Below are 14,549 nucleotides of genomic sequence, written 5' to 3' on the forward strand. Positions count from 1 at the left end.
CGGGTGCCGACCGCCAGCGGGACGATGGCGAACATGGTGCGCAGCCATGCGGTCGCCGCCCGCAGGCTCGCCGCGGTCTCGGCGTCGCCGTGCCGGATCGGGTCCGGCTCGTCGAGCGCCTCGATGCGCCAGACGACGGGGCGCCCCGTCAGCGGATCGGCCTGGTAGTCGCGGGTCATCAGCACGGCGGCGTCGGGGATGGGGCCGAGCTCGAAGGCGAAGTCACCGTCGGCGTCGATGTCGAGATCGCTGTCGCGGACGATCGCGACGACCCGGTCGGACCACGCGCCTGGAGACGGTTCGTTGTACGCGGTCACTGAAAAGTACACGCTGTCACCGCGATTGCCGCTGATGCGGTAACGACGCCGCGGATCCACCGGGCACATGAAGTAATAGGCGTCGGTGTTGTCGCCGCCCCACCGGCGGTCCCGGCGGAACGGCGTGTTCACCGCGACGAACTGCGGGCGGCCGGGCTCGGGGAACAGGTAGGCGTCCAGGGCGACGCCCAGCGCCGTGGCCAGGGCGCGGTAGCCGTCGGCGATGTGGCGCTCGTCGGTCACCGCCCGCTCGCCCTCCAGGAACGACCGGTCCAGGGTGGAGAGGGTGCCGAGCAACTCCTGCCATGCGGCCGTCGTTTCGTGCGTCATGCGCTGATTCCCTTCAGGAGCAACGTGGTGGTGCGGTCCACCCAGGCGTCGTCGAGCTCGGTGACGCGGGTGAGCAAACCCATGAGGGTGATGCCGGCGATGGCCTCCGTCAGTTCGGTGGCGCTCACCTCCGGCCGGACCTCGCCGCGGCCCGCGGCGCGCTTCAGCAGCTCGGCCAGGCCGCCGCCGATGATGCCCGCGAACCGCTCCAGCAGCGCCGAGTGCAGGGTCGGATCCGCGGCCATCTCGCCCACCAGCCCGGGCAGGGCCGCCCGGGCCGCCGGCGTGGTCAGGAAAGCCATTGAGCGACAAATCATTTCGCGCAGATCCTCGGCCAGCGACCCGGTGTCGGGCAACGCGGTCCCGGCACCGATGGGGAACACGGCCTCGTGCACCAGGTGCGCCTTGCTCGGCCAGCGCCGGTAGATCGCGGGCTTGGAAGTACCGGCGCGCTCGGCGATCGCGGACACCAGCAGCCCGGCGTAGCCGGTCTCGGCGAGCAGCTCGACGGTCGCGCTCAACACGGCGCCGTCGATGCGAGGGTCACGGGGTCGGCCAAAATCCACTACCATTACGAAACTCAGAGTAACATAAGTCGGCGTGACCGATGCCGTTCGCCTCGATGACCTCGCCCAGCCCCGGTTCAGCGCCGAGGCGCAGCAACTGCTCGACATGATGGCCTCACTGGCGCCGGACTGCCCGCTGGACGCGGACGCGCTGCACGCCAGGGCCGCCGCCGACACCGGCTTGGCCGATTTCGGCGCGCCGGACTATCGCGAGCGGCTCGGGGTCTACCTGGCCGCGCTGCGCGATATCGACGGACGCCACGACGCGGGGACCGTCAACTTCTACGGGCAGCTGCTGCAGTTGCTCAAGAACCGCCTGCTGCTGACCGACCTGCTGCGCCGGCATCCCGAGATCGACGACATCGAGCTGGAGCCGCCGGTGGTGATCGCCGGCCTGCCCCGCACCGGCACCACCCACCTGCACAACCTGCTGGCGGCGCCGCCCACCTTCCGCACCATGCCGTACTGGGAGAGCGTCGAGCCGTTCCCGTTGCCGGCCAAGGCCGGGATCGAGCCGGATCCCCGGCGGGCGCGCATGGACGTCGCGGTCGGGCTGATCAACACCGTGATGCCGCACTTCCCGCTGATGCACGAGATGACCACCGAGCACGTCCACGAGGAAATCCAGCTGCTCGCCAACGACTTTTCGACCATGCTCTTCGAGACGCTGGCGCACGTGCCCCGCTGGCGCGACTACTACCAGGCCCACGACCAGACGCCGCATTATGAATACCTGGCCCGGCAACTCAAGGCGATGCAGTTCCTGCGTGGCGGTCGGCGCTGGCTGCTCAAGTCGCCCCAGCATCTCGAGCAGGTTCCGGTACTCAACCGCGTATTCCCCAGCGCCATCGTGGTTTTCACCCACCGCGATCCCGTGCCGGTGGCGCTCTCGATGATCGCGATGATCACCTACTCCGCGCGCATGCACCGCTCGCCGGTGCCGGTGGAAGAGATCGCGGCGTCGTGGATCGATCGGCTCGAACAGATGCTGACCGCGCTCGTCCGCGATCGCGACGTCATCGGTCCGGAGCGGTCGATCGACATCCGGTTCGACGACTTCATGGCGAACGAGACCGGGGTGGCCGAGCGGGTGTACGCCCTGGCGGGCGAGCCGTTCACCGCCGAAGCGCGAACGGCGATCGACGATTACCTGGCGGCCCACCGTCGCGGCCGGTTGGGCAACGTCGCGACGTCCTGCGAGATGTTCGGGTTGGACGAGGCCGACCTGCGCGGCCGCTTCGCGCCGTATGTGGAACGGTTCCTGGCCTAACCCACCGTGGGCCGCTACCTTCTCAACTCATGGTCACTATGCCCGCGCTGGAGGGTGTCGAACACAGGTATGTGGAGCTCGGACCCGAGGTGACGATCCACGTCGCGGATGCGGGCCCGGCCGAAGGGCCGGCGGTCATGCTGACGCACGGCTTCCCGCAGAATTGGTGGGAATGGCACAACCTGATCGGGCCGCTGGCCGCCGACGGCTATCGCGTGCTGTGCCCCGACCTGCGTGGCGCCGGCTGGAGCTCGGCGCCTCGCTCGAGTTACACCAAGGCCGAGATGGCCGACGATTTGGCGGCCGTCCTGGATCGGCTCGGCGTTGCGACGGTCAAGCTCGTCGCCCACGACTGGGGCGGACCGGCCGCGTTCATCATGATGCTGCGCCACCCGGAAAAGGTGAGCGGGTTCTTCGGGGTCAACACGGTGGCGCCCTGGGTGAAGCGCGATCTGCGGGCGGTGCGAAACATCTGGCGGCTGTGGTATCAGATCCCGATCTCGTTGCCGGTCGTCGGCCCGCGAATGATCGGCAATCTCAACTCGCGGTCGAGCCGCCTGCTCGGGTCATGGGTGGGTGGCGGTTTCGCGTTGCCGGAGGACGACCTGCGCATCTACGCCGAGTGCATGCGCCAGCCCGGCCACGCCGAGGCGGGCTCGCGCTGGTATCGCAGCTTCCAGGGCGGCGAGATGCTGCGCTGGATGCGCGGTGAGTACGACGACGCCCGGGTGGACGTCCCCGTCCGGTGGCTGACGGGCACCGAGGACCCGGTGATCACCCCCGACCTCACCGACGGATATGCCGATCACATCAGCGATTTCGAGGTGGAGCTGGTCGACGGCGTCGGGCACTGGATCATCGACCAGCGCCCGGAGCTGGTGCTCGACCGGGTGCGGAGCTTCCTGCGCGCCGAAAAGTAGGCCCCCGCAAGGCTACTCGACGCCGATGGTGACTTCCGTGGACTTGATGAACACGGTCGCGGGTTGGCCGACCTCGAGCCCGAGATCCGTGGCGGCGTCCTTGGTGACGGAGGATGTGACGATCTGGTCGCCGCCGTCCAGCTTGACCTTCACGATCGCCATCACGGTGCCGAGGTTGACCTCGGTGATGGTTCCTTTGAGCTGGTTTCGCGTCGATAGCCGCATCGCGAGGTCCTCCGTCTCGTTGAGGGTCTGCGATCGAGCCTAGCCCGCTCAGTGCCGCGGGCCGAGCAGGGCTATCGAGGCGTCGACGGCCGGTTCGACTATGCCCCGCACCGGTTTTCCGTCTTCGACGGCCAGGGCGGTCAATTCGCGCAGGCCGCCCAGCAGGATGACGGCCAGCGGGGCGGTCAGCGGGGGCAGCTCGGCGCGCTGGAATCCGGGGCTGGCGCTGAGGTCGATCAGCAGGCTGGACAGCAGCTGCAGCCCGCGGCGCTGCATGGGGCGGGCGGCGGCGCCCAGCGACGGGAGCTCGCGGATCATGCTCAAGGTGATGGCCGGGCGGGCCTCCATGTGTGCGACGTAGGCCTCGACGGCCTGACGAATCTGTTTGTGCCAGTCGGCCTCGGGGTCGACCGCGGCGGCGATGCTCTCGCCGAGTTCCTCGATGTCGGCGCGCAACAGCTCCAGGAAGCACTCTTCCTTGCTGGCGAACTGGTCGTAGAAGGTGCGCTTGGAGGTGCGGGCGTTGCGCACGATGTCGGCGACCGTGCTGGCGCGGTAACCGCGCTCGGCGATCGAGGCGGCCAGGCCGTCGAGCAACCGCAGCCGAAACGGATCGCCCCGAACCACCTCGTCAGGCGTTGCCGTCGCCGCTGGGGTCACGCCGGCGCCCCTTTCGGTAGGGAGAGCACCCTTGTCAGGTGTGGTACCACAGAGTACCGTATTCCGAAAGGATTTGGTACACCGCGGTACCAGCCCGGATCCGGGTCAGATACGGGGAGCAGCCCGCCATGAGTGAAGTCGTCACCGCCCCAGCGTCGGCCGCCGCCGTCCGGATGCCGCCGGCAACCCGGCTGCCAAAGGTGTTGCAGGGACTGGGTTTTGCCGTGTCACGGCGGGGGATGATCAAGCGGCTGGCCCGCCGTCACGGCGACGTCTTCACGCTGAACCTGCCCATCTATGGCCGGGTCGTGGTGGTCGCCGACCCGCAGCTGGCCAAACAGATCTTCACCACCAGCCCCGACGAGCTCGGCAACATCCAGCCCAACCTGAGCCGGTTGTTCGGCTCCGGCTCGGTGTTCGCGCTCGACGGGGAGGACCATCGCCGCCGGCGGCGGTTGCTGGCCCCGCCGTTTCACGGCAAGAGCATGAAGAAGTACGAGGCGATCATCGAAGAGGAGACGTTGCGGGAGACCGCCACCTGGCCCGAGGGCGAGCCTTTCGCGACGCTGCCGTCGATGATGCACATCACGCTCAACGCGATCCTGCGTGCCGTGTTCGGGGCCGAAGGCGCCGAACTCGACGAGCTGCGCCGGCTCATTCCGCCGTGGGTCACGCTGGGCTCGCGGATGGCGACGATGCCCAAACCACAACGCAGTTACGGCCGCTTCACGCCGTGGGGCCGGCTGGATGAGTGGCGCCGCCAGTACGACGGCGTCATCGACAGGCTGATCGAATCCGAGCGGGCCGACCCGCACTTCGACGAGCGCAGCGACGTGCTCGCGTTGATGCTGCGCAGTACCTACGAAGACGGTTCGGCCATGTCCCGCAAGGACATCGGCGACGAATTGCTCACGCTGCTGGCGGCCGGCCACGAGACGACGGCCTCCACGCTGGGCTGGGCGTTCGAGCGGCTGACGCGGCATCCGGATGTGCTGGCGGCGCTGGTCGCGGAGGCCGACGAGGGCGGCCAGGAGCTGCGCCAGGCGGCCATCCTGGAAGTCCAACGGGCGCGGACGGTCATCGATTTCGCCGCCCGGCGGGTCTACCCGCCGCGCTACCAACTCGGCGAGTGGGTCATTCCCCGCGGTGAGTCAATCCTGGTGAGCATCGCCCAGATTCACGAAAACCCGTACGTCTTCGAAGATCCGGAGCGATTCGACCCGCAACGCTACGTCGGGACCAAGCCGTCGGCCTTCGCGTGGATACCCTTCGGCGGCGGCACCCGCCGCTGCGTGGGAGCGGCGTTCGCCAACATGGAGATGGACGTCGTGCTGCGAACGGTGTTGCGCGAGTTCACCATTGAGGCCACGACGGCGCCCGGTGAGCGGTGGCACGGCCGGGGCGTGGCCTACACGCCCAAGGACGGCGGGCGGATCGTGGTGCACCGGCGCTGAGCCGGTAGGCCTACTGGTCCGCGGTGGCCCGGCGCGGCAGTTTCCAACCCGGACGGATGTAGTGGCAGGTGTACCCGTTCGGGTAGTGCTGCAGGTAGTCCTGGTGCTCGGGTTCGGCCTCCCAGAAATCTCCGGCGGGGCTGACCTCGGTCACCACCTTGCCGGGCCACAGCCCGGACGCCTCGACGTCGGCGATGGTGTCCAGTGCGATTCGCTTCTGCTCCTCGTCGAGGTAGAAGATGGCCGACCGGTAACTGGGTCCACGGTCGTTGCCCTGGCGGTCCTTGGTCGTCGGATCGTGAATCTGGAAAAAGAATTCCAGGATGGTCCGATAGTCGGTGACCGCCGGGTCGTAGACGATCTCGACGGCCTCGGCGTGCGTGCCGTGATTGCGGTAGGTCGCGTTCGGGACGTCTCCCCCGCTGTAGCCGACCCGGGTCGAGACGACGCCCGGCTGCTTGCGGATGAGTTCTTGCATCCCCCAGAAACAGCCGCCGGCAAGTATCGCCTTTTGGGTTGCCATCGCTCGTCCTCCTCACCCGCCTCGGTGCCGCCCAGGCTACACTCCGCCGATGAGCCGCAACGTCGCGACGATTTCGGGAAGTGGCACACCATGACCACCCCTTCGTTCTCCCGCAGTGAACTGTCCGCCGCCTTCGAAAAATTCGAGGCAACGGTGGCCCGGGCCGCCGAAACCCGGGACTGGGACGCCTGGGTCGAGCAGTACACCCCGGACGTCGAATACGTGGAGCACGCGGCAGGCACGATGCGGGGTCGCGACGAAGTCCGCGAGTGGATCAAGCAGACGATGACGACGTTCCCGGGCAGCCACATGGTCGCCTTCCCGACGCTGTGGTCGGTCATCGACGAGCCCACCGGGCGGGTCATCCTCGAACTGGACAACCCGATGCGCGACCCCGGCGACGGCAGCGTCATCAGCGCCACCAACATCACGATCATCACCTACGCGGGCGACGGCCAGTGGAGCCGTGAAGAAGACATCTACAACCCGCTGCGCTTCATGCGCGCGGGGATGAAGTGGTGCCGCAAGGCGCAGGTGCTGGGCACGCTCGACGAGGACGCCGAGCGCTGGATGCGGCAATACGGAGGATCGTAAGTGAGCACCAAACCCAAGCTGGTCATCGGCGCCAACGGCTTTCTGGGTTCCCACGTCACCCGCCAGCTCGTCGCCGACGGCGCGCAGGTGCGGGCCATGGTGCGCCCCAACGCCAACACCCGCTCCATCGACGACCTCGAGCTGACCCGTTTCCTCGGCGACGTTTTCGACGACGCCACCCTGCGCGAGGCGATGGACGGTGTCGACGACGTCTATTACTGCGTCGTGGACACCCGCGCCTGGTTGCGCGACCCGGCGCCACTGTTTCGCACCAACGTCGACGGCCTGCGCAACGTCCTCGATGTCGCCGTCAACCAACCCCAGCTGCGCAGGTTCGTCTTCACGAGCACCTACGCGACGGTGGGCCGTCGGCACGGGCACGTCGCGACCGAAGAGGACGTGATCCGGTCCCGCGAGCTGACCCCCTACGTCCAATCGCGGGTGCAGGCCGAGAATCTGGTGATGCGCTACGTCGCCGAGGCCGGGTTGCCCGCCGTCGCGATGTGCGTGTCGACCACATACGGCAGCGGTGACTGGGGCGGCACCCCGCACGGCGCCTTCATCGCCGGTGCCGTGTTCGGCAAGCTGCCCTTTTTGATGAACGGCATCCAGCTGGAGGTCGTCGGCGTCGACGACGCCGCGCGGGCCATGATCCTGGCAGCCGAGCACGGGCGAATCGGTGAGCGATACCTGGTGTCCGATCGGATGATCGCGCTGAACGACGTCGTGCGCATCGCGGCCGACGAGGCGGGAACTCCGCCGCCGCAACGGTCGATCTCCGTACCGATGCTCTACGCCCTGGCCGCGGCCGGCACCCTCAAGGCGCGGCTCACCGGCAAGGACGCCGAACTCAGCCTGACGTCGGTGCGGATGATGCGCGCCGAGGCCGAGGTCGACAGCAGCAAGGCGAAGCGCGAATTGGGCTGGCAGCCGCGCCCGGTCGAGGAATCGATTCGCGAGGCGGCCCGGTTCTGGGCCGCCATGCGCACCCCGCGAAAGGCCAGCCCGGCCGCGCAACCCGAATAAGGCCGATCGGGAAGTCTCGGGCGCCGGCCCGCGTTGAAAACGTCATTGGCGTCTAGGAGGAGATCATGAGCCACCCCGAAATCAAGGAACCCAACGCCGGCCACCCGATCACCATCGAGCCGACCAGGGGCCGGGTCCAGGTGCGCGTCAACGGCGAGCTGGTCGCCGACACGACGGCCGCCCTGGAACTGCGCGAAGCCACTTTGCCTGCGGTGCAATACATTCCGATGAGCGACGTGGCCCAGGACCGGTTGACCCGCACCGACACCAGCACGCACTGCCCCTTCAAGGGCGACGCCAGCTACTACAGCGTGACCAGCTCGGCAGGCGACACCGTCTCCGACGTGATCTGGACCTACGAGCAGCCCTATCCCGCGGTCGCCGAGATCGCCGGGCATGTCGCGTTCTACCCGAACAAGGCCGAAATCAGCGTGTCGCCGTCCTAGCAGGTCCACCCGGGCAGCGCGGCCTCGTGCGCCTGGGTGTCGCTGTACACCCGCATCGAGACGATCAGCCCGTCGCGGGTGTCGAAGATGCAGACGAACGGGCTGTCGTACTCGACGCCGCCGGTGGTGGTGCCGGTGGCCTGCGCCTCGACGACCACCGTCTCGCCCTCGTTGACGCAGCGCACCAGGTCGATGGTCAGCTCGAGCTCGCGTTTGCGTCGCTCGATCGCACGGCGGAAGGTTTGCTTGTCGCAGGAGGTGCGCGTCAACAGCGTCCAATAGGTGAAGTCGTCACTGAGCAGCGTGAAGCCCTCGTCCAGGTCGCCGCCATCGCTCGTACTCTGTAGGAACATCCAAGCCAGTTCGCCCTGCGGGTCATCGAACGGCGTCATCACATCGCAATATTGACTTGGCACATCGTTAACGGTCAATCGGAGAGTTGGTCGGTGGAGAGCGAGCGCACGGTCACGTTCCCCGGGGCGGTCAGTTTCGGGCACACGTTGGCGCCGCTTCGCCGCGGGTCGGGTGACCCCTGCTTCCAGGCGTCCGGCGACGGCACGATCTGGCGAACCAGCCTGCTGCAGAGCGGGCCCGTCACCGCCCGGATCAGCCGCGCCGCCGCAAACGCCGCCCATTGCGTGGCGTGGGGCGGCGGCGCGCAGGAGTTCGTCGAGCGGCTTCCCGCGCTGCTGGGCCTCGAGGACGACGCGTCGGATTTCGTGCCGTCGGACCCCACCGTCGCCGCGGCGCACCGGCGCGTCCCGCACCTGCGCCTGGGCCGCACCGGGCAGGTGCTGGAGGCGCTGATCCCCGCGATCATCGAGCAGCGGGTGCCCGGCGCCGACGCGTTCCGGTCGTGGCGCGTGCTGGTGTCCAAGTACGGCTCACCGGCGCCGGGACCGGCGCCCGCGCGGATGCGGGTGCCGCCATCGGCCGAGGTGTGGCGGCACATTCCCTCGTGGGAGTTCCACCGCGCCAATGTCGACCCGGGGCGCGCGCGGACCGTGGTGACCGTCGCGCGGCGGGCCGGCTCGTTGGAACGGCTGGCGTCCCGCCCGCCCGCGCGGGCGCGCGAGGCGTTGATGTCGTTGCCCGGGGTGGGGGAGTGGACCGCCGCCGAAACGGCGCAGCGGGCGTTCGGGGACGCCGACGCCCTGTCGGTGGGTGACTACCACGTTCCCAAGATGATCGGCTGGACGCTGGTCGGCCGCCCCGTCGACGACGCCGGCATGCTCGAGCTGCTCGAGCCCATGCGGCCGCACCGCCACCGGGTGGTGCGGTTGCTGGAGGCCAGCGGGCTGGCGTACGAACCGCGCCGCGGCGCCCGGCTACCGGTGCAACACATCAGCGAGCTCTAAACGTGGTCATGGCCTCGCCGGGGCCGCGTTTTCAGCAACGGCCATCGGGTAACCACTGTCGAAGACGTGACCGTGTTTGAAACGGAGGAAATCGATGACACAGTTCACCATCCCGGGGCTCACCGACAAACAGGGAGCGCGGCTGACCGAACTGCTGCAGAAACAACTGAGCACTTACAACGATCTTCACCTGACGCTGAAGCATGTGCACTGGAATGTGGTGGGGCCCAACTTCATTGGTGTTCACGAGATGATCGACCCGCAGGTGGAGGCGGTTCGCGGTTTCGCCGACGACGTCGCCGAACGCATCGCGGCCCTCGGCGGATCACCGCAGGGCACGCCCGGGGCGATCATCAAAGACCGCACCTGGGACGACTATTCGGTCGGCCGCGACACCGTCCAGGCCCATCTGGCCGCGTTGGACCTCGTCTACACCGGCGTGATCGAGGACATCCGCAAGTACATCGAGGAGACCGAGGAGCTCGACCCCGTCACCCAGGACCTGTTGATCGATCAGGCCGGGAACCTGGAGAAGTTCCAGTGGTTCGTCCGGGCGCACCTGGAGAGCGCGGGCGGGAAGCTGACCCACCAGGGCTCGAGCACCGAGAAGGACGCCGCCAGCAGCGCCCGCGAGTCCTAGCGGCCGTCCTCGACCCGGCCTTCGCGCTCGGCCGCGGCGGTCTCGCGGTTCAGGCGCTGCGCCTCGTAGATCGTGACGTTGGTGCGCGACATCAACAACGCCGCGATGCCGACGGACAGAATCGCCCCGGGCACCACCGAGAACGAACCGGTCATCTCGGCGACCATGATCATGATGGCGAGCGGCGCCCGGGCGACGCTGCCGAAGCACGTCATCATCCCGACGACGACGAACACGCCCGGCTCGTGCGGCACGCCCGGCAGCGCCAGACCCTCGCCGAGCCGCCACACGGCCGCCCCGACGAAGGCGCCGATCACGATCCCGGGCCCGAACAGCCCGCCGGATCCACCGGTGCCGATCGACAGCGACGTGGCGACGATCTTCGCGATCGGCAGCACGACGACGATCCACAACGGGATGGCCAGCAGGGACCGGCGGTCGGCCGCCAGCTGCGCCCAGCCGTAGCCGCTGCTGAGGATCTGGGGGATCAGCAGGCCCAGGAGTCCGACCAGCAGTCCGCCGATCGCCGGTTTGAGCACCGGGCCGCCCGGCAGCCGCCGGGTGAGCCGCACCGCGGCGTGGAAGGTGCGGGCGTAAAGGTAGCCGACCGCGAAGGCGGCCAGGCCGATGACCACGAACCACAGCAGCGGCCACGCCCGCTCGAAGCGGTACTCGGCGTCGATGTAGCCGAATAGCGGATCGAAACCGAGGAAGGCGCCGAGTACGGCGTAGGCCGTGCCGGACGTGATGAACCCGGGCAACAGGCAGCGATAGTCGAAGTCGTCGCGGTAGGTGATCGACGCCGCCAGGACCGCCCCGCCGAGCGGCGCCGCGAAGATCGCCCCGATGCCGGCGCCGATGCCCAGCGCCACCGCGATCCGGCCGTCCTCGTCGGACAGGTGGAGCCGCCGCGCGAGCAAGGAGCAGAAGCCGGCCGAGATCTGGGCCGTCGGCCCCTCGCGGCCGGCCGAACCGCCCGACCCGATGGTCAGGGCGCTGGCCACCATCTTCACCAGCACCGCCCGGAAGCGGATGGCACGCGGATCGCCGTGCACGGCCTCGATGGCTTGGTCCGTGCCGTGGCCCGTGGCCTCGGGGGCGAACTTGGCGACCAAGAACGCCGAGAGCAACGCCCCTCCCGTCGTCACCAACGGGATCGCCCACGCGCGGTGAAACCCGGGGTCACCCCGGCCGCCGCCCTCGCCCACGGGTGTCGGGATGTGGTAGCCGCCCAGGTAGCCGAGCAGAAACTCGCCGGTGTACTTGAGGCCCAGGTAGAAGACGACGGCTCCCAGGCCGGCGACGAAACCGATCGTGACGCCCAGCAGCAACCACTTCTGCAGGTAGCCGGACTTCCTGATCGACGCCCCGAATCGGCCGCCCGCCCCGGGAGCCGATGCCACCGGCGCCTCGGTGGGCTGTGGTTCGCCATCCGCTTGTTCGGTCACGGCGCGGGTTCCGCAAGCACCAAGTCATCTTATGCAGCGCCACGGCGGCGCCGCGGGGGAATAACTGGACCGCGGTCCGGTTATAGGGGTAGTTCAAACTCACGGAGGTCACATGCCCGCCATCACCGCAAACACGCTGACATTGCCACGCGTCGGCGCCGCCGGCCCCACCGAGACCGAACGCCCCGTGCGGTCGATCACCACCGGGCCGCGCGGCTACGAGGGCGAGGGCTTTCCCGTCGTCCGCGCCTTCGCCGGGGTGAGCGCCGCGGCCCTGGATCCCTTCGTGCACATGGATCAGATGGGTGAGGTGGACTACGAGCCGGGCGAGCCGAGGGGCACGGACTGGCACCCGCACCGCGGGTTCGAGACGGTCACCTACATGATCGACGGCAAGTTCGCCCACCAGGACTCCCACGGTGGTGGCGGCCTGATCACCGACGGTGCGACCCAGTGGATGACCGCCGGGTCCGGGATCCTGCACATCGAGACGCCACCCGCCGAACTGGTCGAAAGCGGGGGCCTGTTTCACGGCATCCAGCTGTGGGTGAACCTGCCCAAGCGAGACAAGTTCGCACCGCCCCGTTATCAGGCCATCGAGGGCACCGACGCGAGGCTGATCGCCTCCGACGACGGCGGGGCGCTGGTCCGCATCATCGCCGGCGAGGTCGACGGCCATCGAGGTCCGGGCATCACCCACACGCCGATCACGCTCGCGCACGCCACGATTGAAAACGGCGGGCGGCTCAGCCTGCCGTGGCGCCGCGATTTCAACGCGTTGGTCTACGTGTTGTCCGGCGGCGGATACGTCGGCCCGGTCGCTCACCCGATTCGCGCGGGCCAATTGGCGGTGCTCGGCCCCGGTGACCGAATCACCCTGGGCGCCAATCGAGTGCAGGAATCGTCGCGGACGACGGCGATGGACGTGCTGCTGCTGGGCGGCCAACCCATTCGCGAGCCCGTATTCCATTACGGGCCTTTCGTGATGAACTCGCGGGCGGAATTGGCCGAGGCGGTGCAGGACTATCAGGCCGGCAAATTCGGGAGCATTCCGCCAAATGCGCTAATGCCGCACCGGGGCGATGGCACACTTTAACGATGTCGTCAGGGGTGAGCCGCAGGCCAGGACGCCCCCCTGCCGCGAAAGCGGACGAGACGCGACAGCGAATCATGCAGGCCGCCCGCCTGGTGTTCAGCGAACGTGGCTACGACGGCGCGACCTTCCAGGCGATCGCGGCCCGCGCCGATCTGACCCGGCCGGCTATCAACCATTACTTCTCGAGCAAGCGCGCCCTGTATCGCGAAGTACTGGACCAGACCAACGAAGCCGTCATCGGTGTCGGCATAAAAGAGGCGGACCGGGAAACGACGCTGGCCGGCCAGCTGACGGCATTCATCACCTCCGCGGTGCGCGCCAATAACGAGAATCCCGCCGGGTCGGCCCTGATCATCACCGGCGTGCTCGAGTCTCAGCGCCACCCGGAATGGAACACCACCGAAAACGACTCCGTGCGAATCGCGCGGGACTTTCTCACCCGGGTCACCAAGGATGCCATCAAGCGCGGCGAGATCGCCCCCGACGTCGATGCGACGGCGCTGACCGAGGCGCTACTCGTCCTGATGTGCGGGGTGGGTTTGTACGCGGGCTACGTCCAGAGCCCCGAGGCCCTGCTCGCCATCACCGGAGTGTTGCGCCGGCTCGTCGAAGGAGCGCTGCAACGCCCCGAGTCCCAGCCGGACGTGCAGTGAAGTTGCGCACAAAGCGTATAGGCTAACTAACTTATCCCGGTAACATGGTCGGGTCATGACTGATCTGGACGCGTCGTTACCGCCCTCCTTGAGATCCGCCGGCGACAGCTGGGCCATCACCGAACTCGTCGGTGCCACCGCCCTGGGCGTCGCGGCGGCACGCGCGGCCGAGACCGCCGGGAGCGACCCGCTGATCCGCGACGAGTTCGCGCCGATATTGGTCGCGTCGGCCGGTCCGGCCTGGGCCCGCCTCGCCGACCCCGAACTGGGCTGGCTCGAGGGCGACGACCACGGGCGGCGCGCGCATCGCATCGGCATCGACTACCAGGCCGTGCGCACCCACTTCTTCGACGAGTACTTCGACAGCGCCGCCCGGGCCGGCATCCGGCAGGTGGTCATCCTGGCCGCCGGCCTGGACTCGAGGGCCTACCGCCTCGACTGGCCGGCCGGCACCGCGGTGTACGAGATCGACCAGCCCAAGGTGCTCGAGTACAAGGCGGGCGTCCTGCAGCAGCATGGGGCGGCCCCGAGCGCCCACCGCCGCCCGGTTCCGGTCGACCTGCGCGACGACTGGCCGGCGGCCCTGGCCGCCGCGGGATTCGACCGCGCGCAACCGACCGCCTGGCTGGCCGAGGGCTTGCTGCCCTACCTGCCGAGCGACGCGCAGGACCGGCTGTTCGAGATGTTCACCGCGCTCAGCGCCCCGGGCAGCCAGGTGGCCATCGAGGCGTTCGGCATGAACTCGCGCAGCAATTCGGCGCGCTGGCAGCGGATGCGCGAGCGGCTCGGCCTGGACGTCAACGTCCAGGCGCTGACGTATCACGAGCCGGACCGTTCCGATGCGGCCCGATGGCTGACCGACCACGGCTGGCAGGTGCAGATCGTGGACAACCGCGAGGAGATGGCCCGCCTGGGCCGCCCGGTACCCGAAGACCTCACCGAGGAAGCGGTGCGCAGCATGCTGCTGCGGGCGCGTCTCGGGGAGCCGACCGACTGACTTTCACACCCGAGGAGCAACCCGAT

General features: G+C 68.6%; 17 protein-coding genes and 1 pseudogene. 11 read left to right on the top strand and 7 right to left on the bottom strand.

The genetic code is table 11. The features are described from left to right. Both A5702_RS23630 and A5702_RS23635 read right to left on the bottom strand, forming a co-directional pair. A pseudogene (locus A5702_RS23630) lies at nt 1-647 on the bottom strand (hypothetical protein); the annotation flags it as partial. After that, nucleotides 644-1,219 carry a TetR/AcrR family transcriptional regulator gene (locus A5702_RS23635; protein WP_067822570.1) on the bottom strand — a complete coding sequence of 192 codons (576 nt, stop codon included), beginning with the start codon at nt 1,217-1,219 and terminating at the stop codon, nt 644-646. The pseudogene A5702_RS23630 and the gene A5702_RS23635, both read right to left, overlap by 4 nt. A gap of 28 nt (nt 1,220-1,247) precedes the next feature. Here A5702_RS23635 and A5702_RS23640 point away from each other — a divergent pair, with 28 nt between their 5' ends. Together A5702_RS23640 and A5702_RS23645 are read left to right on the top strand one after the other, a co-directional pair. After that, complete coding sequence (locus tag A5702_RS23640; RefSeq protein ID WP_068224336.1) at nt 1,248-2,483, top strand: sulfotransferase; 1,236 nt, start codon at nt 1,248-1,250, stop codon at nt 2,481-2,483. 29 nt (nt 2,484-2,512) lie between these two features. Beyond that, entirely contained in the window at nt 2,513-3,403 is an 891-nt protein-coding gene (locus A5702_RS23645; protein ID WP_068224339.1) for an alpha/beta fold hydrolase, read from the top strand. A gap of 12 nt (nt 3,404-3,415) precedes the next feature. Here the strand turns inward: A5702_RS23645 and A5702_RS23650 are convergent, their stop codons facing one another. Together A5702_RS23650 and A5702_RS23655 are read right to left on the bottom strand one after the other, a co-directional pair. Further along, entirely contained in the window at nt 3,416-3,628 is a 213-nt protein-coding gene (locus A5702_RS23650; RefSeq protein WP_055404630.1) for a molybdopterin-binding protein, read from the bottom strand. A 48-nt stretch (nt 3,629-3,676) separates the two neighbouring features. Next, nucleotides 3,677-4,255, bottom strand: a complete 579-nt coding sequence (locus A5702_RS23655; protein WP_156349660.1) for a TetR/AcrR family transcriptional regulator — start codon at nt 4,253-4,255, stop codon at nt 3,677-3,679. Nucleotides 4,256-4,416: 161 nt separating this feature from the next. Here A5702_RS23655 and A5702_RS23660 point away from each other — a divergent pair, with 161 nt between their 5' ends. Then, nucleotides 4,417-5,742: a cytochrome P450 gene (locus tag A5702_RS23660; RefSeq protein ID WP_068224341.1), complete on the top strand. Its 1,326-nt coding sequence runs from the start codon at nt 4,417-4,419 to the stop codon at nt 5,740-5,742. A gap of 10 nt (nt 5,743-5,752) precedes the next feature. Here A5702_RS23660 and msrA read toward each other — a convergent pair whose 3' ends face one another. Next, complete coding sequence (msrA, locus tag A5702_RS23665; RefSeq protein ID WP_055404633.1) at nt 5,753-6,265, bottom strand: peptide-methionine (S)-S-oxide reductase MsrA; 513 nt, start codon at nt 6,263-6,265, stop codon at nt 5,753-5,755. A gap of 90 nt (nt 6,266-6,355) precedes the next feature. On the opposite strand from msrA, the gene A5702_RS23670 reads away from it, so the two are divergent. From A5702_RS23670 to A5702_RS23680, 3 genes are all read left to right on the top strand, one after another. Then, complete coding sequence (locus A5702_RS23670) at nt 6,356-6,859, top strand: nuclear transport factor 2 family protein (RefSeq protein ID WP_067822579.1); 504 nt, start codon at nt 6,356-6,358, stop codon at nt 6,857-6,859. Further along, nucleotides 6,860-7,885: an NAD-dependent epimerase/dehydratase family protein gene (locus A5702_RS23675; protein ID WP_067822582.1), complete on the top strand. Its 1,026-nt coding sequence runs from the start codon at nt 6,860-6,862 to the stop codon at nt 7,883-7,885. Between the two features lie 65 nt (nt 7,886-7,950). Beyond that, nucleotides 7,951-8,331 carry a DUF427 domain-containing protein gene (locus A5702_RS23680; RefSeq protein WP_055404636.1) on the top strand — a complete coding sequence of 127 codons (381 nt, stop codon included), beginning with the start codon at nt 7,951-7,953 and terminating at the stop codon, nt 8,329-8,331. Here A5702_RS23680 and A5702_RS23685 read toward each other — a convergent pair. Beyond that, nucleotides 8,328-8,726, bottom strand: a complete 399-nt coding sequence (locus A5702_RS23685; RefSeq protein ID WP_055404637.1) for a nuclear transport factor 2 family protein — start codon at nt 8,724-8,726, stop codon at nt 8,328-8,330. The two genes, A5702_RS23680 and A5702_RS23685, sit on opposite strands and share 4 nt — an antisense overlap. A 51-nt stretch (nt 8,727-8,777) precedes the next feature. Here A5702_RS23685 and A5702_RS23690 point away from each other — a divergent pair, with 51 nt between their 5' ends. Together A5702_RS23690 and dps are read left to right on the top strand one after the other, a co-directional pair. After that, nucleotides 8,778-9,689, top strand: coding sequence for a DNA-3-methyladenine glycosylase (locus A5702_RS23690; RefSeq protein WP_055404638.1), 912 nt, complete (start codon nt 8,778-8,780; stop codon nt 9,687-9,689). Nucleotides 9,690-9,783: 94 nt separating this feature from the next. After that, nucleotides 9,784-10,329, top strand: a complete 546-nt coding sequence (gene dps / locus A5702_RS23695; protein WP_055404639.1) for a DNA starvation/stationary phase protection protein Dps — start codon at nt 9,784-9,786, stop codon at nt 10,327-10,329. Here the strand turns inward: dps and A5702_RS23700 are convergent. Beyond that, the gene (locus tag A5702_RS23700; protein ID WP_156669728.1) at nt 10,326-11,777 is read right to left on the bottom strand and encodes a chloride channel protein; all 1,452 of its coding nucleotides are present in this window, start codon (nt 11,775-11,777) and stop codon (nt 10,326-10,328) included. The two genes, dps and A5702_RS23700, sit on opposite strands and share 4 nt — an antisense overlap. A 112-nt stretch (nt 11,778-11,889) precedes the next feature. On the opposite strand from A5702_RS23700, the gene A5702_RS23705 reads away from it, so the two are divergent. Genes A5702_RS23705 through A5702_RS23715 form a run of 3 tightly spaced genes read left to right on the top strand, consistent with a single transcriptional unit; the run spans nt 11,890 to nt 14,523 of the window. After that, nucleotides 11,890-12,873, top strand: a complete 984-nt coding sequence (locus tag A5702_RS23705; protein WP_068224343.1) for a pirin family protein — start codon at nt 11,890-11,892, stop codon at nt 12,871-12,873. A gap of 2 nt (nt 12,874-12,875) precedes the next feature. After that, entirely contained in the window at nt 12,876-13,526 is a 651-nt protein-coding gene (locus tag A5702_RS23710) for a TetR/AcrR family transcriptional regulator (RefSeq protein WP_068224345.1), read from the top strand. Between the two features lie 55 nt (nt 13,527-13,581). After that, the gene (locus tag A5702_RS23715) at nt 13,582-14,523 is read left to right on the top strand and encodes a class I SAM-dependent methyltransferase (protein ID WP_068224349.1); all 942 of its coding nucleotides are present in this window, start codon (nt 13,582-13,584) and stop codon (nt 14,521-14,523) included. Nucleotides 14,524-14,549 lie beyond the last annotated feature (26 nt).

Source organism: Mycobacterium sp. E3339, from assembly GCF_001666915.1.
Taxonomy (GTDB): Bacteria; Actinomycetota; Actinomycetes; order Mycobacteriales; family Mycobacteriaceae; genus Mycobacterium.

Bases quoted from the DNA above. Each gene is read 5' to 3' on its own strand.
- A5702_RS23635 (WP_067822570.1), bottom strand. From the start codon at position 1,219: ATGGTAGTGGATTTTGGCCGACCCCGTGACCCTCGCATCGACGGCGCC.
- A5702_RS23645 (WP_068224339.1), top strand. From the start codon at position 2,513: ATGGTCACTATGCCCGCGCTGGAGGGTGTCGAACACAGGTATGTGGAG.
- A5702_RS23650 (WP_055404630.1), bottom strand. From the start codon at position 3,628: ATGCGGCTATCGACGCGAAACCAGCTCAAAGGAACCATCACCGAGGTC.
- A5702_RS23660 (WP_068224341.1), top strand. From the start codon at position 4,417: ATGAGTGAAGTCGTCACCGCCCCAGCGTCGGCCGCCGCCGTCCGGATG.
- msrA (WP_055404633.1), bottom strand. From the start codon at position 6,265: ATGGCAACCCAAAAGGCGATACTTGCCGGCGGCTGTTTCTGGGGGATG.
- A5702_RS23670 (WP_067822579.1), top strand. From the start codon at position 6,356: ATGACCACCCCTTCGTTCTCCCGCAGTGAACTGTCCGCCGCCTTCGAA.
- A5702_RS23680 (WP_055404636.1), top strand. From the start codon at position 7,951: ATGAGCCACCCCGAAATCAAGGAACCCAACGCCGGCCACCCGATCACC.
- dps (WP_055404639.1), top strand. From the start codon at position 9,784: ATGACACAGTTCACCATCCCGGGGCTCACCGACAAACAGGGAGCGCGG.
- A5702_RS23705 (WP_068224343.1), top strand. From the start codon at position 11,890: ATGCCCGCCATCACCGCAAACACGCTGACATTGCCACGCGTCGGCGCC.
- A5702_RS23710 (WP_068224345.1), top strand. From the start codon at position 12,876: ATGTCGTCAGGGGTGAGCCGCAGGCCAGGACGCCCCCCTGCCGCGAAA.
- A5702_RS23715 (WP_068224349.1), top strand. From the start codon at position 13,582: ATGACTGATCTGGACGCGTCGTTACCGCCCTCCTTGAGATCCGCCGGC.